The sequence below is a fragment of the Bacteroides mediterraneensis genome (assembly GCF_016900355.1).
GTDB lineage: Bacteria > Bacteroidota > Bacteroidia > Bacteroidales > Bacteroidaceae > Phocaeicola.
Genome location: NZ_JACJKA010000001.1, coordinates 295,361 through 318,084, shown reverse-complemented (window position 1 = coordinate 318,084; position 22,724 = coordinate 295,361). Strand labels below are relative to the sequence as shown.

Annotated in this window: 18 protein-coding genes; 7 read left to right on the top strand and 11 right to left on the bottom strand. The window is 47.5% G+C overall.

Annotation, left to right across the window (positions count from 1 at the left end; genetic code table 11):
- Nucleotides 1-987, top strand: a complete 987-nt coding sequence (locus H6A28_RS01350; RefSeq protein ID WP_204478621.1) for a gliding motility lipoprotein GldB — start codon at nucleotides 1-3, stop codon at nucleotides 985-987.
- Between the two features lie 23 nt (nucleotides 988-1,010).
- Nucleotides 1,011-1,715, top strand: coding sequence for an SAM-dependent methyltransferase (locus H6A28_RS01345; protein WP_204474695.1), 705 nt, complete (start codon nucleotides 1,011-1,013; stop codon nucleotides 1,713-1,715).
- A 10-nt stretch (nucleotides 1,716-1,725) separates the two neighbouring features.
- On the opposite strand, the gene H6A28_RS01340 is transcribed toward H6A28_RS01345, so the two are convergent.
- The 11 genes from H6A28_RS01340 to H6A28_RS01290 all read right to left on the bottom strand — a co-directional run bounded on the left by H6A28_RS01340 (nucleotide 1,726) and on the right by H6A28_RS01290 (nucleotide 16,560).
- Nucleotides 1,726-2,712 (bottom strand): hypothetical protein, encoded by a 987-nt coding sequence (locus H6A28_RS01340; RefSeq protein ID WP_204478620.1) that lies wholly within the window; start codon nucleotides 2,710-2,712, stop codon nucleotides 1,726-1,728.
- Nucleotides 2,713-2,763: 51 nt separating this feature from the next.
- Complete coding sequence (gene lipA / locus H6A28_RS01335) at nucleotides 2,764-3,615, bottom strand: lipoyl synthase (RefSeq protein ID WP_204474701.1); 852 nt, start codon at nucleotides 3,613-3,615, stop codon at nucleotides 2,764-2,766.
- 78 nt (nucleotides 3,616-3,693) lie between these two features.
- Nucleotides 3,694-5,892, bottom strand: coding sequence for a S9 family peptidase (locus H6A28_RS01330; protein WP_204478619.1), 2,199 nt, complete (start codon nucleotides 5,890-5,892; stop codon nucleotides 3,694-3,696).
- A gap of 7 nt (nucleotides 5,893-5,899) precedes the next feature.
- Nucleotides 5,900-7,255: a TonB family protein gene (locus H6A28_RS01325; protein WP_204478618.1), complete on the bottom strand. Its 1,356-nt coding sequence runs from the start codon at nucleotides 7,253-7,255 to the stop codon at nucleotides 5,900-5,902.
- 131 nt (nucleotides 7,256-7,386) lie between these two features.
- Nucleotides 7,387-8,649, bottom strand: coding sequence for an ABC transporter permease (locus tag H6A28_RS01320; protein WP_204478617.1), 1,263 nt, complete (start codon nucleotides 8,647-8,649; stop codon nucleotides 7,387-7,389).
- Between the two features lie 13 nt (nucleotides 8,650-8,662).
- Nucleotides 8,663-9,838: an ABC transporter permease gene (locus H6A28_RS01315; protein WP_204478616.1), complete on the bottom strand. Its 1,176-nt coding sequence runs from the start codon at nucleotides 9,836-9,838 to the stop codon at nucleotides 8,663-8,665.
- 8 nt (nucleotides 9,839-9,846) lie between these two features.
- Complete coding sequence (locus H6A28_RS01310) at nucleotides 9,847-10,830, bottom strand: HlyD family secretion protein (RefSeq protein WP_204474721.1); 984 nt, start codon at nucleotides 10,828-10,830, stop codon at nucleotides 9,847-9,849.
- 9 nt (nucleotides 10,831-10,839) lie between these two features.
- A complete protein-coding gene (locus H6A28_RS01305; RefSeq protein WP_204478615.1) occupies nucleotides 10,840-12,333 on the bottom strand; it encodes a TolC family protein in 1,494 nt (497 codons plus the stop codon).
- 138 nt (nucleotides 12,334-12,471) lie between these two features.
- Nucleotides 12,472-13,872 carry a S41 family peptidase gene (locus H6A28_RS01300; protein ID WP_239465213.1) on the bottom strand — a complete coding sequence of 467 codons (1,401 nt, stop codon included), beginning with the start codon at nucleotides 13,870-13,872 and terminating at the stop codon, nucleotides 12,472-12,474.
- Between the two features lie 10 nt (nucleotides 13,873-13,882).
- A complete protein-coding gene (locus tag H6A28_RS01295; protein ID WP_204474736.1) occupies nucleotides 13,883-14,752 on the bottom strand; it encodes a hypothetical protein in 870 nt (289 codons plus the stop codon).
- Nucleotides 14,753-14,820: 68 nt separating this feature from the next.
- Complete coding sequence (locus H6A28_RS01290; protein WP_204478614.1) at nucleotides 14,821-16,560, bottom strand: fimbrillin family protein; 1,740 nt, start codon at nucleotides 16,558-16,560, stop codon at nucleotides 14,821-14,823.
- Nucleotides 16,561-16,695: 135 nt separating this feature from the next.
- Here H6A28_RS01290 and trmB point away from each other — a divergent pair, with 135 nt between their 5' ends.
- From trmB to H6A28_RS01265, 5 genes are all read left to right on the top strand, one after another.
- Entirely contained in the window at nucleotides 16,696-17,454 is a 759-nt protein-coding gene (gene trmB, locus H6A28_RS01285; RefSeq protein ID WP_204474740.1) for a tRNA (guanosine(46)-N7)-methyltransferase TrmB, read from the top strand.
- A gap of 17 nt (nucleotides 17,455-17,471) precedes the next feature.
- A complete protein-coding gene (locus tag H6A28_RS01280) occupies nucleotides 17,472-18,569 on the top strand; it encodes an Mrp/NBP35 family ATP-binding protein (RefSeq protein WP_204474742.1) in 1,098 nt (365 codons plus the stop codon).
- A gap of 488 nt (nucleotides 18,570-19,057) precedes the next feature.
- A complete protein-coding gene (locus tag H6A28_RS01275; RefSeq protein ID WP_204478613.1) occupies nucleotides 19,058-20,566 on the top strand; it encodes a type I restriction-modification system subunit M in 1,509 nt (502 codons plus the stop codon).
- A 15-nt stretch (nucleotides 20,567-20,581) separates the two neighbouring features.
- Nucleotides 20,582-21,787 carry a restriction endonuclease subunit S gene (locus H6A28_RS01270; protein ID WP_204478612.1) on the top strand — a complete coding sequence of 402 codons (1,206 nt, stop codon included), beginning with the start codon at nucleotides 20,582-20,584 and terminating at the stop codon, nucleotides 21,785-21,787.
- A 55-nt stretch (nucleotides 21,788-21,842) separates the two neighbouring features.
- On the top strand, nucleotides 21,843-22,679 hold the full coding sequence (locus tag H6A28_RS01265; protein WP_204478611.1) for a hypothetical protein: 837 nt from the start codon (nucleotides 21,843-21,845) through the stop codon (nucleotides 22,677-22,679).
- The last annotated feature ends 45 nt before the right edge of the window (nucleotides 22,680-22,724 follow it).

The window sequence follows — 22,724 nt, the reverse complement described above, 5'->3', positions numbered from 1 at the left end:
ATGTATCGGTTTATTTTTATATTACTGAGTATAATCGTCTTGTCTGCTTGTCATTCTGATGAGCAGCAAGGCGATTTTTCGTTTACAGGAATAAAAATAGCCCGATATGACCGCCTTCAGTACGAGGCTACCGTACAGAACAGTTTCTTCTCCTTGCAGCGGATGAACACGGAGTTTGCCCAGGAAACCCGCTTGCTGATAGAGGATGTGCTGGATTTGGGAGCCGTAAATACGCCCGATATCAATGAGCGTCTTTGCGCTTACTTTTCAGATTCCATTTTGGTACATCTCATGGAGGATGTGGAAGAGAAGTTCAAGGATATGTCTCCGTTTGAGAAGCAATTGACACGGGGCTTCAAGAACCTGAAAAGGGAAATTCCCGACTTGCCGATACCGAAGGTGTATACACAGATTTCAGCCTTGAACCAGTCGATCGTGGTGAGTGACAGTGTACTGGGTATCAGCCTGGACAAATACATGGGAACGGAATATCCGCTTTATAAGCGATATTATTATGCGAACCAGCGCCGTTCGATGTCGCCGGATGACATTGTGCCCGATTGTTTTACCTTTTATCTGCTGGGGCAGTATCCTTTTCTGTGGATGGAAGGTCATCGTTCGTTGATGGACATCCTGTTATACCGAGGAAAGATTGCCTGGATTGTGGAGACAATCCTGGAGGGGGAGGTGGATGGAGAAATAGCCTTGGGTTATTCTCCGGAAGAAATCGAATGGTGTGAAGAATATGAGGACGAACTATGGGAAGGAATGGAGCAGAATCACTACATGGAAGCTACCGACCCGATGGTGATCCGTTCTTTTATTTCGTCGAACACCAGACTTTCATTCAAGGGACAGACAATACCTCCCTTCTTAGGGATATGGCTGGGTATGAAGAAAGTCGAGAAATATATGAAAAATCATCCGGAAATAGGAATGAAGAATTTGCTGGAGAATACGGATAGCGCCAGCATCATGGAAGATTAAACTAATAGATTGGAAGATTCCTTATGGAAGTTGCATTGTATTTGCTGCCTGTCACCTTGGGAGACACGGCCATTGAAAAAGTGTTGCCCTCTTATAACCGGGAAATCATCGTGGGTATCAAGCATTTTATTGTGGAAGATGTACGTTCGGCACGTCGCTTTCTGAAAAAGGTGGATGCGGACATCAATATTGATGAACTGACTTTTTATCCGTTGAACAAGCATACTTCTCCTGAGGACATTGCAGGTTATCTGACACCATTAGCCCAAGGAAATGCCATGGGGGTGATTTCTGAAGCGGGATGTCCGGCTGTGGCCGATCCGGGAGCGGATGTGGTGGCGATAGCTCAACGCCGGAACCTGAAGGTGGTGCCTTTGGTGGGACCTTCTTCCATTATTCTGTCGGTCATGGGTTCCGGATTTAACGGACAGAGTTTTGCTTTTCACGGGTATTTGCCCATCGACCCGGCCGATCGTACCCGTCGGTTGAAAGAGTTGGAAGCTCGCGTGTACAGCGAGAATCAGACCCAGCTGTTTATTGAAACGCCGTATCGCAATCATAAGATGTTGGAAGAGATTCTGAAAACCTGCCGTCCGCAGACGAAGCTGTGTATCGCGGCCAATATCACGTGCGAGGGAGAGTATATCAGAACCAAGACCGTAAAGGAATGGAAAGGACATTTGCCCGATTTGAACAAGATTCCTTGCATCTTCTTGATTTACAAATAATCTTTTCTTTTTATTCGAATTCTTTCCACACTTGCGCCACAAGTTGCAGGCGTTCACACTCAATCATCAGTTCCTGACTGAAGCACGTGGAACTTTTCTTGATGTCTTCGCAGGTAAAAAATTGTCCTCCGGAAAAGGGAAACTCGTTTTCCTGGCTGACTGGAAGGATGTATAGCTGTATGAAGGCAGGCAGACTTCCTTGTGTCCGGTAGCTGAGAATCAGTCGCGGATGGATTTTCTTGTGAGGAGCTTTTGCTTTTTTGCAGAAAGGTTGCTGCTTGAGGAGGTGCTTGGCATGTTGCTGGCTTTTGCGTAAAGGACCTTCAAACAGCGATTGGATAGGAGCATCCCAGATGGAAGGTTGCGCCGTGTGAGGCGTGAGGTAAATCTTCCCGTTGCAGATGGGGATAATCCGGATGATGTGTGGTTCCTGTGGCGACTGGGTAGCCGCAATCTGTATACCGACGATATTGATGAACAGGCAAAGCAGATAGATGAGGGTAGGAATCAGGTAAATGACGCCAAAGTTATGTTCCGGCGAGAAAGGAATCAGTTCGTGCTGCAGTGCAAACAAGACAATCAGATGGATACTGGAAAGAACGACAATCAGTTTGGCCTCCAGCAGGTAGGAGAAAGTAAAGTTGAGATGGAACTTTCTCAGGAAGTTACGGTATAGTTCAGGGGCTGTCACATGGATGAAAGCACATACCAGCAACATGAATTCAAGGGTGGGTGTCAGGCTGTTGTGAGGAATGTATTCGTATCCGGTAAACAGCCTTAGCAGGAAGCAGGTGCCGATGCCGATGGTACCTTGCAGAAGGAAAAAATTGAGTGCTTTCAGGCGCAATACATCATAGAGTACACCGGCAAGGCTGATTCCCAGTCCGATTCCTAACATGGTAGTGGTAGGGAAAATATGAATCCCTATCAGCGTGATGATGGTAGGAAGCAGTCCGAATGAAACGATTTTGTCCTTGTATTTAAGCAATAGATTCATAGCTGAAGAGTACCTGTTATAAATTTTGAACAATTGAAAAAAGTGAATTGTTCAAGATTTCCGCAGATGTTTTTCAGCATGGTAAGAGGAGCGTACCAGCGGTCCGCTTTCCACGATTTCAAACCCTTTTGCTTCACCGATTTCCTGATACTTTTTAAACTGGTCGGGGTGGATGTATTCAGCCACGGGATAATGCTTGGCCGAGGGTTGCAGGTATTGTCCGATGGTCAGGATGCGGCAACCGTTCTCCAGTAGGTCGTCCATGGTTTCTTCTACTTCGGCAGGCGTTTCTCCAAGTCCGACCATGATGCCCGACTTGGCCTTCAATCCATTCTCTGAAATCTGGCGGATGACCTTCAGGCTGGTGTCGTAGTTGGCCACACTTCGTACTAACGGACTGATACGGCGGACGGTTTCCATGTTGTGCGACAAGATATCCGGGCGGGTGTCGATGACCTGCTGCAACAGTTCGGCATGGCCTTGGAAGTCGGGTATCAGGGCTTCAATGGTGGTTCCCGGACACAACTCCCGGATGGTACGGAGGGTAGCGGCCCAGTGGGCGGCTCCTAAATCTTTCAGGTCATCACGGTCGACTGAGGTGATGACCGCATGGTTGAGTTTCATGAGCTGGATTGATTCTGCCACATGTTTCGGTTCTTCCGGGTCTAACGGAAGAGGTTTTCCGGTGAGGGTGTTGCAGAATTTGCAGGAACGGGTACATATGGCTCCTCCAATCATGAAGGTGGCAGTTCCCTTTCCCCAGCATTCTCCTAAGTTCGGGCAACGTCCGCTGCTGCAGATGGTGTGAAGCTTATGGGTATCGACGATGCGTTTGGTCTCAGTGTATCGGGCATTCGTGCCGATTTGTATTTTCAACCATTCAGGTTTTTTGATATGTGTCATAATGAGAAAACTGATTGCAAGAAAAACGGACGACGCCAAAGGAAGAACCTCTGGCGTCATCTGTGAATAGGATATGGATTATAAGTTCTGCAGGAAGAAATTAGCCACTCTGTTCATTAAGTGGTTACGGGTGTTTCCTCCAGAGATGCCGTGGTTGCGGTTCGTGTAAATCTGCGTCTCAAACTGGACATTGGCCTGTATCAATGCTTCGTTGTATTCCATGAAATTTTGGAAATGTACATTGTCGTCGGCACTTCCATGGATGAGCAGCAGTTTTCCTTTCAGTTGATGTACCCGGTTGATGGCAGAAGAACTGTTGTATCCGTCGCCGTTTTCTTTCGGGGTACGCATGAAGCGTTCGGTGTAAACCGAATCATAGAACCGCCAGTCGGAGGGGGCAGCAATGGCTACACCAGCCTTGAAGGCGCCTGAACCTTCACTCATGGACATCAGGGTGTTGTAGCCTCCGTAGCTCCATCCCCAGATACCAATACGGCTTCCGTCGATGTAAGGCAGAGTGGAAAGATATTTGGCTGCCTGAGCCTGGTCGATGGCTTCTTTCACGCCGATAGAGAGGTAGGTACATTTCTCGAAGGCAGCACCTCTACCTCCGGTGCCTCGTCCGTCTACGCAGACCATGATGTAGCCTTTGTCACACATTACGGCTTCGAACATGCCGCCGTCGCCGAAACTGCCGATACCCCATTTGTCGAGTACCTGCTGTGAGCCCGGGCCACTGTATTGGTGCATGATGACCGGATATTTCTTAGACGGGTTGAAGTTGACAGGTTTCATCATCCAGCCGTTCAGTTCCACGCCTTCTTGGGTCTTGAACGTAAAGAATTCTTTGGTAGGCATGTTCAGCTGGGCTATTTTGCTTTTCAGCTCTTTGTTATCGAGCAAAGTCACCATTTCCTGTCCCTTGTTGTTGTTTAAGGTGATGAGGGTCGGTGTCTGGGCGCTGGAATATGTGTTGATGTAATAGTTCAGGTTCTTGCTGAACAGGGCATTGTTGGTACCGGTGCGTGTAGACAGTTTGGTTTTCTTGCCCTTTCCGTCGATTTTATACACTGCTGTGCGTAACGGGCTTCCTTCGTTGCTGGTGTAGTAGAACACGTTGGCCTTCTGGTCCCATCCTAAAAATTCCTTGACTTCAAAGTTGCCTTTGGTGATTTGTTTCACCAGGTTTCCTCCGATGGTGTAGAGGTAGAGGTGGTTGTATCCGTCGCGTTCGCTCATCAGAACGATATGTTCCGGATAGAAAACAATGTCCGAATAAGCCTGTTCCTTGATGTATTGTTCTGCCTCGTCGCGGATGGCCACTTTGCAGATGGCACTGCGCGGATTGGCCATGTAAATATCGAACCGGTTCTGGTGACGGTTTAGGGTCATGATAGCCAGTTTCTCGGGATCGCTGGTAAATTTAATGCGAGGTACGTATCCGTCGGAATCAATGGGAAGTTCCATTTTGCGGGTTACGTGGCTCTTGATGTCGAACGTGTGTACGCTGACTTTGGAGTTGGATACACCGGCTTTCGGATATTTGTAGTTATAGCTTCCGGGGTAAGTGGCATATTCTTTCTTTTCCGGTGCCATACCCTTGTACCATGGGAAAGAGAACATCGGTACCTGGCTTTCATCGAAACGGATGTAGGCAATCATGCGGCTGTCGGCGCTGAAGTCGAAAGCACGGTTGAAGCCGAATTCTTCTTCATACACCCAGTCGGGGATACCGTTCAGCACTTTGTTGTATTCTCCGTCTTTGGTCACCTGCGATTCGCTGTTGCCGAAAAGCAGTTTGATCAGGTAGATGTTGTTGTTGCGTACAAACGCAATCTGATGGCTGTCGGGGGAGAAGAGAGGTACCTGCTGCGGACCGTTGTTTGACAGCGGTTCGAGCGTACGGTTGTTCACGTTGTACAGATAGTACACGGCCGTGAAAGAGCGGCGGTAGATGGGCTTCGTTTCTGTTTGAATCAGAATCAAGCTCTCATCGGGCGACATGATGTAGTCGTCGAAGCTTTTGAGTGTACTGTTCCGGGCAGTAGCCACATCGAAGATGGTTGCCACTTCCTTGCCCGTCTTAAACGAATACTTGACGATGCGCTTATGGTCCTTGCTGATTTGCGTGTAGTGCTCGCCATCCAGCATCGGTTTCAATCCATATATACTTTGTGCGCGATAGGTACCGTTGACTACGTCTTGCAAGGTTACCTTTTGTGCCTGTACACTGACCAGACACAGCAACGCATAAAAAAGTACGAAAAGTTTTTTCATGACTGTCTTATTTTTGTTTTACATCTGTTTTTTCTTCTGTAATCGGAGGAGCAGGCTCAGGTTCCGATGGCGAAAGTTCCTCCTGTGGTTCTTCCGGCTCCTCTGCCGGAGTTTCTTTATCCTTTATGCCGAAAAGCCAGCGGAAGAAGCGCACCAGGAAGTTCCGTTTCTTGGGTTTTGCTTCTACAGCCTCTGAGGTGGTAGACGACGGTACTGCCTGTTTGAGCGTGAGACTGTCGGTCGGTGCTACCAGGGTCGTATCTTTCTGCAATGAATCTGTCGTCAAAGAGTCTGTCAGAGCAGGTGGTACGGTTTGAAGCGTAGTATCCCGTTGGAGCGAATCCACCGGAATGGGGTGGAATTGTTTCAGGCTGTCTTGGGGAACGACCGGTTTTTGGGGAACTTTCGGTGTAGAAGCTGACTTGACCGGTTGAGGCCGTTTGAACGGTACCGGTACGGAATATTTACAGCGTACCGGAATGCCATGGTCTTTTGCCGGAATCCAATCAGGCATCACCATAATTGCATCCAGGGCAGCCGTATCCAGACGGGCGTCCAGTCCTCTGACGATACTGGGTGAGGTGATGCTTCCATCTTTTTCTACCACAAATTGAATCATGACGGCTCCTTCCTTTTGAGTCTTCTCCGCCAGTTCGGTCGTACGGGCTTTCCGCTTGATGTAGTTGAAGAACTCCTTCATACCACCCCGATATTCCGGCATGGTTTCTACCACATGATAAATCCGGTCGGCTCCCTTCTTTACCATCCGTATTTCCAGGGGCTGGTCGGGCTGTTGCAGAAAGGCTTCACTGTCCAGGTATTTGTTCTCCATGCTTTCTGCCCGGATCATAATCAGGTGACTGTAGTCCGCTTCAATGGTAAATTCTCCATTCTTATTGGAGAAGGTGTGTCTGCCTGTACCTTGTACGCTAATCTCTGCATGCGGAATGGGTCGTCCCCCTTCTTTCAGTATGCCTTTCGCTGTGAAAGTTTTTCCGCTTTGTTTGAACTTGACCAAATCTTCCGGACGGTCTATGCGGATGATTGTATCTTGTGCGGCTTGGTCCAGCCGCAGGGATTTGAGGGGCTTGTTGCGGTCAGAAGGGAGATAGAAATTGGCGGTACGAGTGTAGTTCTTGTCAATCATTTGCTCAAAATCAATCAGTCCCTGTTCGTCGCTGGTATATTCGTTGCTGTTTCCGATTACTCTCAGGATAATGCCTTGCTGGGGATCGCCTGCGGTATTGAGTACGGTAATGCGGAAGCGTTGCTTTTGCTCTTGAAGAGTGGCTGCTTGCATGTTCAGAACGGTCATCTGAAGAAAAGCAAGTCCTGCCAGTATATAATAAATAAGCTGTTTCATAACTACATTCGTAAATATCCGCAAAGCTACAAGTATTCTATAGTATTCGCTCGTACTCAGATGTTAATAAAAATAAATTATCCGGCTTTGCAAACGATACAAAACCGGATAATAGGGATGATAGGATGCGTTTAAAGTTCGTGTGAAGTCTTTGAGGCCAGTTTTCGCAGTTTACACATGCGCAGACGTTCCAAGGCATGCTGGCGGCTCAAGATGATTTGTCGGCGATAGACGAGGCAGGTGGTAAAGAAATACACTAATGTCTGTATCCAGAGAGCCTTGTACTCGAACAGTACTTCGGGTAGCGTGGCTCCCATGTTGTTGATTCGCACGAAACCGTTGATGCCGAAGGTGGAAGGAAACAAATAAGAAAAGCCCTTCCAAAAGGCAGGTACGGCTGCTCCCGGCCAGGATATACCGGAGATAAACAACAGAGGTACCGAGGTAAATACATAAATCATCATGCACGATTCTCTGTGATGGATGAAGATGGAGCAGGTCATGGCAAAGAAGATACAGGCCAGTACGTAGGGCACGGCAAATGCTAACAGAGTAGAAGGCTGGGCTATCTGTACCAAACTGAACATCTTCGGTACCAGACACAGGATGTAGGCCGTCACAATGGCATATACAAGGAAATAGGCCAGGGCCTTTCCCCCTACAATGCGTATCGTTCCCTGGTATTGCCGACTGATGGGTACTAAGTCGCGGAAACGGTTGTTTTCGCGGGCTGTACCGGCCGAGAGGCCGACTCCCAAGAGTAAGGTCTGCTGGATAATCAGCATCAATACGGCCGGAAGCAGGAAGCTGGCAAATCCGTCCTGGGGATTGAACAGCGAGATATCTTCGTATTCGATGGGGGCCGTACTGACTTCGTCCTGGCGTTCGGTGGTATTGCCCAGGCGTTTGATTTGGATTTGTTTATTGAGCGTCAGTGAGGCGTTGGTACTGGCCAGCACCAACGCTTTGTAGTAGAGCATGCCGCTCATGTCACAATACACGCTCACGGTGGTCTGCTTTCCGGAAGCAATGTCCTTGCTGAAGCTTTCCGGAATGTAGACAAGACCGTAGACCTTGGTTTCTTTCAACAGAGTCTTGCCCTCTTCCAGGTCGGCGCAGTGGGATTGGATATGCACGTCGGCACTGGCATCGATGGAGCGGATGAATTCCCGGCTCAGGGCAGTATTGCTGTGGTCAATCACGGCCACCGGTACCTCACGTACCATTTCGTTCGTGTAGATGAACGCATACACCAGCGGATAAGCCAACGGAACCAGCAGGAAGAATATCAGCACTCCCTGGTCCTTGAAGACCGCTTTCAGTTCTTGTGCGCAAATGTGGAAGAGTCCTGAAAAGCCTTGTCGTATGGTTTGTCGTAATGATTCTTTTTTCATGACTGCAAGTGTATTAAGGTATATAGACGTAATGGAGCATGGCCGTGCGCAGCTTCTTCAGGATGAAGAAAGGCAGCAGCATGAACAGCAGCAAGGCTGTTACCGCATGCCAGGCGTATATAATCGGGTAACCGTTCAGCGCCAGGTTCACGTAAATCAGAAAATAGTGTCGCAAGGGGAACAGCACAGACAACGCCTGCAGGGTGGGGTGCATAGCCATCACTGGGAAGGTAAATCCGGAGATGGAGAACGAGATGACCCCCCAAAGTGAAGCCGCACTCAGTGCCAGTCGCAGGGAACCGAACAGTCCGAAGAGAAAGACTCCGAAGGCTTGTGAGGCCAGTACCAGCAGCAGTCCGGCCAACAGCATCGGAAAGATTCCGCTGTTGCACGGGTAGTGCAGGAAGCCATACAGGTATACGTTGTAGAAGGTGGCCATGATGAAGAAGGTCACCGTCTGTGGAAACAGCTTTCCGGTCAGTGCCGTGACAATGGAGTTGTCGGCCATTTGCATCAGCTCCTTGGCCGTGTTTTCCTTGAGTTCCGTACCGATGGTATACACGGTGGTCAGGAAAATCAGCAGCATCAGGATACCCGGAAACAGGGTGTTACACAGATACACCGAGTAGTTCAGCCACGGATTGTTCAGGGCGTGCGTGGAAATCACCACGGGTTGCAGGAAGGCCAGTGCTTGGTCTTCCGTTGCACCTTTGGCCAGCAAGGTAGCCTGTCCGATGGCGGCAGAGGCCAGTTCAGACATGGTGCGCTGGTCTTTGTAGAGCAGAGACCCTGCTATCAGGTAAGAATAGTTGATATAGAACGACACTTTAGGCTGCCGTTGAGCCAGAGCCTCCTCGGTGGTTCCTTTCGGGATATAGTAGAATGAATAGATTTCTCCTCGTTGTATGGCTTGTCGTGCTTCCGTCACACTCGGATAGTGTGCCACAATCTGCGTCTGCTGGAAGGCATCCAGGTTGCGGATAATGCTACGTGTCGTGGCGGTGTTGTCGAGGTCCACCACCCCTGCCGGCAGATTGGTCGGCAACCCGTTTCCCATCAGTGTCGTGAAGAACAGGAAACAGAACACGGGCGCGATGACCATGCAGAACAGGTACATGGGTTTGGTGGCTATACGAAGGATTTCCCGTCGTACAATCCGGAGAAAACATTGACAGGTGGTTTTCGACATGGTAATTTTTACTTTTCAATGATGGCAGACATGCCTGGACGCAGGTTTTCTACCGTCTGTACGGGTTTTGCCTTTACTTCAAATGTTTTCAGGTCGAACTGACCGGTGGTCTTGGTCGCCTTCCAGGCGGCGTAAGTCCCTAAGTCTTTCATGACGGTCACCTGAAGTTCTACGTCCTTTTCCAAGGCCGGCACATACGCTTTGATTTTGTTCCCTACGGCAAAGTCTTTCAGGAAGTCTTCCCGTACGTTGAAGGTCAACCACATGTCGTCCAGCTGGGCTACGTTCATGATGGGAGCGCCGGTACCCACCAGCTCACCGACTTTCGGGAAAATCTCTGAGATTTCGCCATCGGCTGCGGCGGTCAGGTAAGTTTCCGATACGTAAGAAGAAACTTCGGCTACGGCTCCTTTGGCACGTTCTACCTGGGCAGCTGCCATGGCTTTATCCTCCCGCTGGGCACCGTTCTTGGCCATGGTGTACTGGGCGTTGGCGGCACGTTCGGTGGCTTTCATAGCCTCATATTGTGCTTTGGCTTCGTCTCTTTTCTGTGCCGTCATCACCCCTTCTTCATAGAGGCGGTTCACACGGTTGTAGGATTTCTCGGCAATATCCAGTCCGGCTTTGGCTTTCTGCCACATTTCGTAGGCAGCCTGCAACTGTTCACTTCGGGTACCGCGCAGGGCTTTTTCGTTCAGTGCCTGAGCTGCCTGTTCGGCTGCCTGTGCCTGCGACAGTTTGGCCATGACGTCGGGCGCTTCGAGGATGGCGAGCGTATCACCTGCCTTCACTTTGTCTCCTTCGCTGACAAAAAACTTCAAAACACGTCCCGGTACCTTGCTGGATACTCGGTATTCTGTGGCTTCTGCCTGTCCCTGGATGATTTCAGGACCTTTCCCCAAGGTGAAGAATCCGATGATACTCACGATCACAATCACGGCTAACAGTGTGAAGAAAGCCAGCATGATATTGTTGCGTTGTGTCTTTTCCATATTGTAGTGTTATTTTAAAATTCCCATTGATTTATTCAGATACAATTCACTCATTTTGACGTCTATTTGTGCGTCGATTTTGCCAGACTGGGCCGAGAACCAGGCCGTCTGTGCTTCCAGTACGTTGCTGGTCGGGATTACCCCTTCTTTAAATCCTAAGTTGGCATAGCGCAGGTTTTCTTCTGCTTTTTCCATGTTCTTTTCGGCCAGTGCCAGCTTCTTGGTCGATTCGTTTACCTTGTAGGAGTTCTGGGTGACTTGCAGTTCCACTTTCTCCTTGACGTCTTCCAGTTTGTAGCGGGCGATGTTGGCTTCCGCTTTGGCGGCTTTTACCTTATAGATACCTTCTCCCCAGTGGAATACCGGGATTTTCACGATGACTCCGGCTGCCCACATACCGCGGAATTTGTTTTCAAATCCGTTGACCAGCGACGGGTTGGTCACCAGATAATTGGCAGTCAGGGCTACCGACGGAAGGAACTCCGAACGGGCGATGTTGACTTTCTGACGATAGATTTCCGAAGCCAGTTCCAGACTCTTCAGCTCTTCGCGGTTGCTCAGGGCTGTACTGATGTTCGCTTCGGTATAGGTATTGGGCAACGGCAGGTCTTTCATGCTTTCGTCGGCCAGTTGGAATTGGCTGTCGAGCGGGAGTCCGCAGAGCTGGCACAACAGCATCTTCGACAAGTTCAGTCCGTTGTCTACCTGCGTCAGCATCATTTCGGCCTCGTTGACTTTCACTTTCACGCTGAGTCCATCGGCTTTGGTGGCTACGCCTTCGGCAATCATCTTGTCTACATCCGAGTCCAGTTTCTGTACCAGTTCCAGAAAGTTTTCAGCCAGTTTTTTCTTGTTGACGAGCGAAATGATTTGCCAGTATACCTGGTCGGTTTGTAGAATCAGGTCCTGCATGCCGGTGGCGTGCTGTGATTCGGCCAGGCGTTCAGCATATTTGGTGATTTTGTTGTAGGCAATGATTTTTCCTCCCATGAACAGAGGTTGGGTGAGGGTAGCTGCTCCAATGGTCAGGTTACGCGTATCCGTATGGAAGGCATCTACCAGACTCTGGCCGATGCTGTTCAGTCCGGAGGTGAGTCCGGATACCGCTCCGGGCAGGAGTCCTTGCAAACCGGCAGCAAGTCCGGGGTTTCGGGCTGCCAGTTGCTGCATGGCTGCTTGAAATTCGGCTGACTGCATGCCTTGCTGGAGCTGTCCGCCGACCGTGGTGCCCAAGCTTCCGAGGGTTTGTTTCTGCGCGTCGCTTAGCAGAGAAATTTCTTTCTGCGTACGCATGTAGCCCCCTGTAAGGTCAATCTTGGGCAGATAATTGGTAAAGGCGGCTTTCTTCTCATAGTGGGCGGCATTTACCTTCTCTTGTGAAATCCGTAACTCTTTGTTATTGGCCAGGGCAAGTGCCCGGCAGCTGTCCAGGGTAAGTACCTGCTGGGCGTGACTGCTGAGAATTGTACTGAGCAGTAAGAGTAAACTTGTAATTCTTTTCATTACTGATGCTGACTTTATATTTGGTTGCTTATGCAACGGTGCAAATGTATGACATTACAACAAATCGTCAAAGCATTTTGTTGAAAAGAAATGGTAAATTAGCTTTATTTTGTTAAGGTGCAGGGAAATCTGTTTCCTTTATTTGATCAGGCTGAGACGTGGTTTACGGGCAATCGGGTCAACCAGCACCTGTATCCGACGGGCCTGGCGGCTTCGGCTGAGCGTAGCGGCCTCTGTTTCTGTGGCAGTGGTCGGGAAAGTTCCGTAAGCCATTTTGTACAGAATCGGTTGCATGAGCGGGTCAGTGTCGGAGCCCAACTCGCCTAAGTCACTCTCGTAATTTTCTTCGGCTTCAAAATCGGGCTGAAGGCCGTTAGTAAAATAATCATAATACCCTTGCGAGTTGCTCAGGTAGGTCGTGGTGAGCCACAGTTCGATACCCGGAGCCGCTTCATTGGTGAACAGTTGCTGGGCTACGTTCTTTCCATACGTGGACATTCCCACTTGGAACAGACGTCCTTCCATGTAAGGTTTCAGGCAGTTGATGACAATTTCGGAAGCAGAAGCCGTATTGCCGGAAGTGATGACATACAGGTTCTGATAGGAGAGGCTGGTTCCTCCCGGCAGCAGACTGGCATCGAAATTCAGCGTTTCTGTTTTGTTGAGCTTATCGTTGTAAGTCATGTGCAGGAAAGGTTGCCCCATGGCAGTGGCAGGAGCCAATGCTGTACTGAGCAGTTGCGAGGTGCTGACGTAGCCTCCCGGGTTGTAGCGCAGGTCCAAAATCACGTCGTCAAACTGTTGTCCACTCATCTGCGAGAGGACTTCTTTCAGCAAATCCGTATTCTCGTCGAATTCGTTGTAGAGCAGGTAGAAGGCTTTCCGGCTTCCGGAAGAGACGATTCCCGTCTTGAGCACGTCTTTTTCCTCTACATAACGAGGAGCCGGCATCTGTACCGTACCGAGCGTATCGAATTCAATATAGTTGAACTCTGGATCATCCACCTCTTCAGGATAAGGATTGTATTTCCCGAGTGTGAAGCTGTATGCTTTTGTCGGTTGTGTGATATAAGTGGAATAATCGCTTTTAGAGATTTTTTTGTTGTCGATGGCAATAATCCAATCTCCCCGTTTCAATCCGGCTTCTTCTGCAGGTGAGTCAGGCTGAATATATAATATTCTTAGAGCATTACCTCCTCCATAATTAGAAGATACCAAAGCCGCTTCCATTCCGAAGCAGGGATAGGTACTGGTGGCACGGGAAGATACAGAATCTACATGTGAAAACACATAACCGTTTTTCTGGTCTCTGGAAGAGGCGGCCGAAGCCAGAAATTCTGCGGGCTTTTTGAAAAAGTCCAGCTTTTCTTCCGCCGGGATGTCCTCGTAAAAGAGATAATTCTCTTGCATCACCTCGTAAATCCATGTCTTTGTAGCAATCAAGGCATAATATTCCCCTGAACGGTCTTCACCGCAGGAAGAAAGTAAGCCCATCAGTGCGAGGCAACTATATATCAGAAAGTGGATGCGTTTTCTCATGTTTTCCAGATTATTTCATTCTGAATGAACCCTGTCCGATCATGTTGCCATCGGCAAAGATATACACCTGATAAGTACCGGCTGCTAAGAACTCTTCTACGTCCCAGTATACAGTAACTGTCTGTTCCTCACCTGTGTATTCAATGTATTTTTTGATAGAGTAAGCAATGTTTCTGTCCTCGTACTTGAACTGGTTGCTGGCACTCTTGGTCAGCACTTCGTTGTCCGGTTTGGCAATGCGCAGGTAAAGGGTCTTGTTGCCGGTCTGTGCCGTGATGTTCTTGACAATAGTAAACGAGATGGCAATCTTCTTGACGTTTTTCACCCGGTCGGTCTGGCGTCCCCGTTTGTTCAGGGTCTGTACCCGGATGTTGGTGGCATCCAGCTGTGCGGCTAAGGTTACTTTTTCATTCAGGCTCTTTTTCTCCTGCGACAGGTTGGAAATCTGTGCGGTAGCCGCTGAATATTTAGTCTTCACTTCCTGATTTTCCTGCATCAGGGCCGCGTTGATCTTGTTCAGGGAGTCAATCTGCATCACGTAGCTCCGTAATACGGCGCGCACAGTCTTCAATTCTTTCTTCAATCGCATGATTTCGGCTGCATCGCTGGTTTTCACCTGGCGGAGTTCTTCCAGCAGGCGCTGTGTCTTCAGCTTTTCGCTTTCCAGTTTCTCGCGCAGGGAGTCGTTGTTGATCTGTACCTGTAGCTCGTCGTACTGGGTGGCAAACGTGCTGTATTCGTTTTCCATTTCTTGTTTTTCTACCTCGAAGAGCTGGCTCATTTCTTTGTTCTTGCGCGCTTCGTTTACGGCAAAAAACGATACTATGGCTGCAATGACAGCCAATATGATAATCGCGATAATCAGTTTCTTATTATTCATGATTCCGGTTTTTGCATTTGGCGCAAAAATACAACATTTATAGATACCATCTTTTATTTTTAGAAAAATTATGGGGATACCAGTATGGCGGGCAGGGTTTCCCCTTTTTCCCACAGGCAGAAGGTCAGGTGGGGGAAGAGACGCTTTCCGCTGTCGAGTATCCATTGGTTGAGTATTTTCGGCAGAAGTTCTTTCTCTTCGGTGATGCTGCCGTATCTTATAATGGAATCGGATTGAAGGGCCTCATTAGGAGATCCTATGGGATCTCGTGTAAAGCCTGACGAATAGTAGCAGCACCGCAGGAGGGTGTTTCCCCTTGTAGTCAGGCATATGGGATGGAGGTGGGAGTAGCTGGCTCCGGTTTTGGCTTTGATGTAGCAGTTTTGTATGGTTCCGTCCTCGCAGATGTTGCAGAGCAGTCCGCTTTCGGTGGTTACCTTGTTGAGCAAACAGTCGGTAGCTGCACAGTTCAAAATGGTGCCTCCTTGGTTATAGCGTGTTAGTGCGTTTCCTTGAGGCAGTTCGCTTTTTAGCTCAACACGGTCTACGTGACAGTTTACGATGGTGCCTTCATTCCAGGCTGTCAAGCATGCAAAACTACTTTTGGATGGAATGCATTCAATGGTGCAGTCACGTAGCGTGCAATGATTGATTTCTCCCTGGTTGAATCCGACCAGAAAAGCGGCTTTTTTCGTGTCGGAATTTTTATTGTAAATGGCTTGGTTAAGAGTCAGGTTTTTCACTACACCAGTGGCAGACAGGCCACTGAACAATCCGGCGTAGTAATTGGGGTTGACAGACTGCTCAAAACGTAGGTTGGTGAGGCTGTGTCCTTGCCCGTCGAACGTGTCGTTGAACAGCCTTTTCTCCGAGCTGGCTGCCGTGCCATATTCTCCAATCATTTGTACGAGAGCCGCTTCTTCGGGGCTAAAGTTAAGGTCCTCGTTCAGATAATAGGTCATGGTTTCTCCCGTCTTTTCGCCAAATTCTTCCAGGGTCCGCTGGCCATAGGTTTCTCCGTTGATTAAATGAGTGAAGGCAATAAAGTCTTCCACGGAAGAAATGCCCAAATCATCACTGACTCGCTTGATGGGGCAGATATAGGTATGGCCGGATTGGAAGGGATAGTCTTCCAAGGTGCTTTCGTAGACGGTGCCGTCGGCTGTGTGAATCCGTATCTGAATGGACAGGGTGGCAGGGGGAAGCAGGAAGGTATATTCCCGATCCTTGCTTTTCTCCATGCAGAGCGTCGTGGCGGTGGGCTGGCAGATGACTTCTCCCGTTTCCGGGTTAATATCTGTCACGGAAACGGAAGGGATGAACTCCATCTGGCTGAGTTGCTGATTCAGACGGGAGGATACGGTAAACCGGATTTGGGCGAACAGATGCCGGAAAGAAAGGTGGATACTTTCCCCGTATGTACATTCTTCTTGGGCAATGAGTTGGTCGCACAATTGTCCGTCCTGATAGAAAACCGACTGGTTCCGGTTAAAGGGAGGGCAGAAGGCGGTGAGGGTTGCTTTTTGTGATGTATTTTCCCATTTCGGCAGGCCGCTGCCTTCCCACCGGGTACCGTTGTAGGAGAGTTCTACGGCTTCGGCCTGTAGTCCTCCTTGACTGTAAAGGGTGAGGCTGCTGCCTGCGAGGATATTCTCTTGTTCCGTGGTGTAAGTGCGTGAGGAGGCAGAAAAGGGAATGATGGCTGTGCCTTCTATGAACCAGGGAAAGGATATTTTTTCCGAGCTTTCTTTGCAGCAACTGAGTGTACACAAAAGCAGGAGGAGGATAAGTTGTATTTTGAGATTCATGGATTTCCTTTTTCTATTATAAACGCCGGTGCCTGGTTTCGTTTCCCGATTCTTTCGGGTAATTGAGGGTAAAGTTGTGTGTTCCATCGAAAAACTTTACCTTTGCGGGCATTAAGGAAACGTTTCACGAAAAATATGGGAAAAGGAAAATTAGCGAAATTCGCAGATATGGCGGAATATCCGCATGTGTTTGAATATCCGTACTCGGTGGTGGATGAGGTACCTTTCGACATGAAAGGAAACTGGAACAAGGATTTCTTTAAGAACGAGAATCCGATTGTCCTGGAGTTAGGGTGCGGACGCGGGGAATACACCGTAGGACTGGCACGACGCTATCCGGGCAAGAATTTCATCGGGGTGGACATCAAGGGAGCCCGCATGTGGACGGGAGCCACCGAAGCCTTGCATGAAGGCTTGAAGAACGTGGCTTTTCTGCGTACCAACATCGAAATCATCGACCGCTTCTTTGCGCCGGGTGAGGTGAGCGAAATCTGGCTGACTTTCTCAGACCCTCAGATGAAGAAGGCTACCAAGCGACTGACTTCCACTTATTTTATGAACCGTTACCGCCGTTTCCTGATTCCGGACGGACTGGTACACCTGAAGACGGACAGTAATTTCATGTTTACCTACACCAAGTACATGGTGGAAGCCAATCATTTCCCGGTGGAGTTTATCACCGACGATTTGTATCACTCCGGCATGGACGATGACATCCTGAGCATCCGCACTTATTACGAACAGCAGTGGCTCGACCGCGGACTGAACATCAAGTACATCCAGTTCCGTCTGCCGCAGGAAGGAGAACTTCAGGAGCCCGACGTAGAAATCGAGCTGGACGATTACCGGAGCTACAACCGAAGCAAGCGAAGCGGACTGAAAACAAGCAAATGATTCAAAACTAAAAAGATATGACACTTTATCCGAAATTGATTATGGACGCACTGGCTACGGTGCGTTATCCGGGCAACGGAAAAAATATTGTGGAAGCGGAGATGGTGGCCGACAATCTTCGCATTGACGGGATGAAGGTCAGTTTCTCGCTGATTTTCGAGAAGCCTACCGACCCTTTCATGAAATCAGTCGTCAAATCGGCTGAAACCGCTATTCATACCTATGTGTCAAAGGACGTGGAAGTGACCATTGCCACCGAGAGCAAGCAGGCTGCCCGTCCTGAACCGGGCAAGATGCTGCCGCAGGTGAAGAATGTGATTGCCGTGTCTTCCGGTAAAGGAGGAGTCGGTAAGTCGACAGTGGCTGCCAACCTGGCCGTGGCTTTGGCGAAATTAGGCTACAAGGTAGGTCTGCTCGATGCGGATATCTTCGGCCCTTCGGTACCTAAGATGTTCCAGGTGGAAGATGCCCGTCCGTATGCAGAAGAAGTGAACGGCCGCGACCTGATTGTACCGGTCGAGAAATACGGCATCAAACTGCTTTCCATCGGTTTCTTTGTAGACCCTGATCAGGCTACGTTGTGGCGTGGCGGTATGGCCAGCAACGCGTTGAAACAGCTGGTAGCCGATGCCAACTGGGGCGAACTGGATTATTTCGTGTTGGATACCCCTCCGGGCACCAGTGACATCCACCTGACTTTGCTCCAGACCCTGGCCATTACGGGAGCGGTGATTGTCAGCACCCCGCAGCAGGTGGCTTTGGCCGATGCACGCAAGGGCATCAACATGTACACCAACGACAAGGTGAACGTGCCTATCCTCGGACTGGTAGAAAACATGGCCTGGTTCACTCCGGCCGAACTTCCGGACCACAAGTATTACCTGTTCGGCAAGGAAGGTACCAAGCGTCTGGCAGAAGAACTCCATGTACCTTTGCTGGGACAGATTCCTATCGTACAGAGCATTTGTGAAAGCGGCGATGCAGGAACACCGGCCGCCCTTGATGAAAACTCCATCACCGGCATGGCCTTTATGGATTTGGCTCGCAACGTGGTGACACAGACCGAAAAACGCAATGCCGAGCAGGCACCTACAGAGATTGTGCATACACATTGATACTTAATAAATGTAAAAAGAGAGCGGTGGCAGAAAATGCGCACCGCTTTTTTTATGCCGTTTCCGGGCCTTTTTTGTCGGGGTTGTCGGGGTTGGCAGGCATTTTTATAACTTCTATATAGTGGGTGTGGAAAAATACAACTTTTATATTTTTCCACACCTGTATATAGGAAGTTTAGAAAAACCGGTGCCAACCCGTCAACCCGTCAAGGCTGGGGTGGTCAGTGGGGTTTTTTAGCTGTCCAAAAACGCCAGTGCGTTTGGACTGAAACGCAAGTACATTTCAGGTAAAACGCAAGTGCGTTTGGGGGAAAACGTAAAGGCGTTTGATTTGAAACGTAAGTGCGTTTTTTTAGACTTTAGAAGTGTTTACTGCTTATATATTTTCTTATTTTCCTTTTATGTAGCATAATCTGGTTATCTTTGTAAAGTGGTGTGTATCTATGAATAAATTTGAAATATTTAAAAACGAAAAATAAAATATCCCTATGGCGAAGAAAAACAATACGGCAGAGATTGGTTTTGAAAAAGAAATTTGGAAAGCGGCAGACCTGTTGCGAGGAAATCTTGATGCTTCAGAATACAAGTCTGTAGTTTTGGGACTTATTTTCCTGAAATACATTTCCGACCGCTTTGAAACGAAATACAAGGAACTGGTGGAAGAAGGTGATGGTTTTGAGGAAGACAAAGACGAATATACTTCCGAAAATATCTTCTTCGTGCCTCAGGAAGCCCGTTGGTCGGTAGTGGCAGAAGCAGCACATACCCCTGAGATTGGTACGGTGATTGACAATGCCATGCGTCTGATAGAAAAAGAGAATCCACGCCTGAAAGGAATTCTGCCCAAAAATTTTGCCCGCCCTGAGTTGGATAAGCGTAGACTGGGGGATGTGGTGGACCTTTTCACCAACATTCAGATGAAAGAACATGGCGACACGAAAGACATTCTGGGGCGTACTTACGAATACTGCCTTTCCAAGTTTGCCGAAGCCGAAGGCAAGCTGGCGGGCGAGTTCTACACGCCTGCCTGTATTGTGCGTACGTTGGTCGAGGTGTTGCAACCCTTTAGCGGTCGCGTGTACGACCCATGCTGTGGGTCGGGCGGTATGTTTGTGCAGTCGGCCCGGTTTATTAGCGAACATCAGGGCAATCTTAACAACATTTCCGTGTTCGGTCAGGACAGTAACCCCACCACGTGGAAAATGGCACAGATGAACTTGGCTATCCGAGGCATTGAAGCCGATTTGGGCAAGTTTGCTGCCGATACTTTCTTCGATGATCAGCATCCTACGTTGAAAGCCGACTATATCTTGGCCAATCCACCTTTCAATCTGAGCGATTGGGGAGCCGATAAATTGCAGGAAGATTCGCGTTGGCGCTATGGTATTCCTCCTGCCGGCAATGCCAACTTTGCTTGGCTTCAGCACATGATTTATCATCTCTCTCCCCGGGGGCGTATCGGTATGGTATTGGCCAACGGATCACTTTCCTCCCAGTCGGGCGGCGAAGGTACGATTCGTGAAAACATCGTCAAGGCCGATTTGGTGGAAGGTATTGTGGCGATGCCTTCTCAGTTGTTCTATACCACAGGTATTCCCGTTTCGCTGTGGTTCCTCAACCGCGCGAAGAAGCAACCGGGGAAAATTCTCTTCGTCGATGCCCGCCAGATGGGAACGATGGTGACCCGCAAACTGCGCGAGTTGGACGAAGAAAAAGACATTCAGCGTATTGCCCGCACTTTTGAAGCGTTTGAGGCAGGCACATTGGATCCTGAAAAGGGATATTGTGCCGTGGCTACACTCGATGACGTGGCCAAGCAGGATTATATCCTCACTCCCGGCCGTTATGTGGGCATTGCAGAGACCGAGGATGACGGTGAACCGTTCCAGAAGAAAATGGCACGGCTCACTTCTGAGTTGTCTGAGATGTTTGAGAAATCGCATCAGTTGGAGGACGAAATTCGGAAACAGTTGGGGAGTATCGGGTTTAAGATTTAAAGTATTGGGTGGATTATGGAAGAACTTAAAACATATAAATTAGAAGAACTAACTATAGGTAAAGGAGAATATGGAATAGGTGCATCAGCTGTACCATTTGACTTGTCTAAATATACGTATCTTCGTATTACAGATATTAATGATGATGGAACTTTAAACAAGCAGAATCTTATGTCTGTAGATGATATCAATGCATGTAATTATATACTTAAAAAGAATGATATTGTTTTTGCAAGGACAGGAAACAGTACTGGACGTTCATATTTTTATGATGGTTCTGACGGTGTATTGGTTTATGCAGGCTTCCTTATAAAATTTTCAATTGATGATAATAAGGTAAACCCAAGAATCTTAAAATATTATACACATTCTAAACCTTATTTTGATTGGGTACATTCTTTTGATACAGGAGGAACCAGAGGTAATATCAATGCTAAAACTTATGGAACAATGCCTATTATGTTACCTCCGAGATTTGTTCAAGACAAAATTGTTTCTATCTTATCATCTCTCGATGACAAAATCGAACTAAACCGCCGCATAAATGAAAATTTAGAGCAGCAGGCACAAGCCTTATTCAAGTCTTGGTTTGTAGATTTCGAACCATTCAAGAACGGCAAGTTTGTGGATTCGGAACTTGGGAAGATTCCGGAAGGATGGAAGATAGGAATATTATCTGATATTGCAAATATTACGATGGGGCAGTCTCCGAGAGGTACAAGTTATAATGAAATAGGGAATGGCATAACTTTCTATCAAGGTCGTGCAGATTTCGGTAATAGATTCCCTTCTATTAGATTGTTCACGACAGAACCAAGTCGTTATGCAGAACCGCATAGCGTATTATTAAGTGTGAGAGCTCCTGTTGGTGATATTAATATTGCTGTTGAAAAATGCTGTATAGGTAGAGGATTAGCATCCATATTGAGTAAAGACAATCATCAATCTTTTATCTTATACACAATGTATTCCTTAAAGAAAGAATTAGATAAGTTTAATTCTGAAGGTACTGTATTTGGTTCCATAAATCGATTTTCTATTGAAAATTTAAAGATTGTTATACCACCAATAGATGTTATGGATGAGTTTGAACATTTAGTATCTAAAATAGATGATCTGTTATTATATCTATTTCAAGAAACTACACGTTTGGAACAGCTTCGTGATATTCTTCTTCCCAGACTTATGTCCGGTGAACTCAAAATTACTGATATAGAATAAAAGTTTGAGTGAGTAATAAGTATTATTAAATAACTAGTGTAAAATCTGTCTGATAATGAATAACATATTAACACCTTGTATAATACAAACAATCATAATCTGTTGTACGATTATCATCGTTGTGGCTATCGGTGTTTCTGCATATCGAGTACATCAAAAGCAACCGAGAAGTTGGGGGTCTTACATATACTATGCAAGTATTTTGACTTTGCTCGGTATTGTAGTATTTTCAAATGCTTTTTATGGGAATAGAAATGTTTTGGATTTTGTTTCGTTAGCATCAGCTCTGATATCCATTATACTGGCTGTGGTTACAATTTTATATTCATTTTATAGTAATAGCCAGTCTGCAGGTCAAGTAGAAATCTTAAATAATGCAGCAAAAAGTGTAGAAGAGGCTACATTGTCGTATTCGGAATCTGCAGAGAGTTTACAAGAAAATATTAGTAAGATTATTGCAGCTGTAAATCGAGTTGAAGAGAAAACTGATAGAATTATTGACATGACATTAGGTTCTGTTTCTGGGGCTAATAATCATCTCATAAATTTTGACCTGGAAGCTTATATCAAAGGATATGTTGACTTAGCATCTCCTGTGGGGGTCGTGGCGATGTATGCATGTATAAAGTCTAAAGACGCGAATAAGGATTGGAATTTGGATTTATTTACAAGTGAAAACAATCAATTTTATTGTAGCGGTTTTCTTATATCTACTACAAGTGCTGGATTTATAACGTTAACTATTGACTTCAGTAATGGCAATGTATCAGTCTCTAATTATGTAGAAATAATAAAAAAATATATTTTCTCAAAGATAAGTACATCTGTTTTTGCTGATGATTTACAAAATGTAAAGAATAATATTGACCGTTACTTTGAAAACGCTCAATAATAAATGGACATAAAATCAGACTTAAAAGTTATTTGTGTATAATTG

What these genes read in the sequence shown, in the direction of transcription:
- H6A28_RS01350 (WP_204478621.1), top strand. Translation starts at nt 1, where the DNA reads ATGTATCGGTTTATTTTTATATTACTGAGTATAATCGTCTTGTCTGCT.
- H6A28_RS01345 (WP_204474695.1), top strand. Translation starts at nt 1,011, where the DNA reads ATGGAAGTTGCATTGTATTTGCTGCCTGTCACCTTGGGAGACACGGCC.
- H6A28_RS01340 (WP_204478620.1), bottom strand. Translation starts at nt 2,712, where the DNA reads ATGAATCTATTGCTTAAATACAAGGACAAAATCGTTTCATTCGGACTG.
- lipA (WP_204474701.1), bottom strand. Translation starts at nt 3,615, where the DNA reads ATGACACATATCAAAAAACCTGAATGGTTGAAAATACAAATCGGCACG.
- H6A28_RS01330 (WP_204478619.1), bottom strand. Translation starts at nt 5,892, where the DNA reads ATGAAAAAACTTTTCGTACTTTTTTATGCGTTGCTGTGTCTGGTCAGT.
- H6A28_RS01325 (WP_204478618.1), bottom strand. Translation starts at nt 7,255, where the DNA reads ATGAAACAGCTTATTTATTATATACTGGCAGGACTTGCTTTTCTTCAG.
- H6A28_RS01320 (WP_204478617.1), bottom strand. Translation starts at nt 8,649, where the DNA reads ATGAAAAAAGAATCATTACGACAAACCATACGACAAGGCTTTTCAGGA.
- H6A28_RS01315 (WP_204478616.1), bottom strand. Translation starts at nt 9,838, where the DNA reads ATGTCGAAAACCACCTGTCAATGTTTTCTCCGGATTGTACGACGGGAA.
- H6A28_RS01310 (WP_204474721.1), bottom strand. Translation starts at nt 10,830, where the DNA reads ATGGAAAAGACACAACGCAACAATATCATGCTGGCTTTCTTCACACTG.
- H6A28_RS01305 (WP_204478615.1), bottom strand. Translation starts at nt 12,333, where the DNA reads ATGAAAAGAATTACAAGTTTACTCTTACTGCTCAGTACAATTCTCAGC.
- H6A28_RS01300 (WP_239465213.1), bottom strand. Translation starts at nt 13,872, where the DNA reads ATGAGAAAACGCATCCACTTTCTGATATATAGTTGCCTCGCACTGATG.
- H6A28_RS01295 (WP_204474736.1), bottom strand. Translation starts at nt 14,752, where the DNA reads ATGAATAATAAGAAACTGATTATCGCGATTATCATATTGGCTGTCATT.
- H6A28_RS01290 (WP_204478614.1), bottom strand. Translation starts at nt 16,560, where the DNA reads ATGAATCTCAAAATACAACTTATCCTCCTCCTGCTTTTGTGTACACTC.
- trmB (WP_204474740.1), top strand. Translation starts at nt 16,696, where the DNA reads ATGGGAAAAGGAAAATTAGCGAAATTCGCAGATATGGCGGAATATCCG.
- H6A28_RS01280 (WP_204474742.1), top strand. Translation starts at nt 17,472, where the DNA reads ATGACACTTTATCCGAAATTGATTATGGACGCACTGGCTACGGTGCGT.
- H6A28_RS01275 (WP_204478613.1), top strand. Translation starts at nt 19,058, where the DNA reads ATGGCGAAGAAAAACAATACGGCAGAGATTGGTTTTGAAAAAGAAATT.
- H6A28_RS01270 (WP_204478612.1), top strand. Translation starts at nt 20,582, where the DNA reads ATGGAAGAACTTAAAACATATAAATTAGAAGAACTAACTATAGGTAAA.
- H6A28_RS01265 (WP_204478611.1), top strand. Translation starts at nt 21,843, where the DNA reads ATGAATAACATATTAACACCTTGTATAATACAAACAATCATAATCTGT.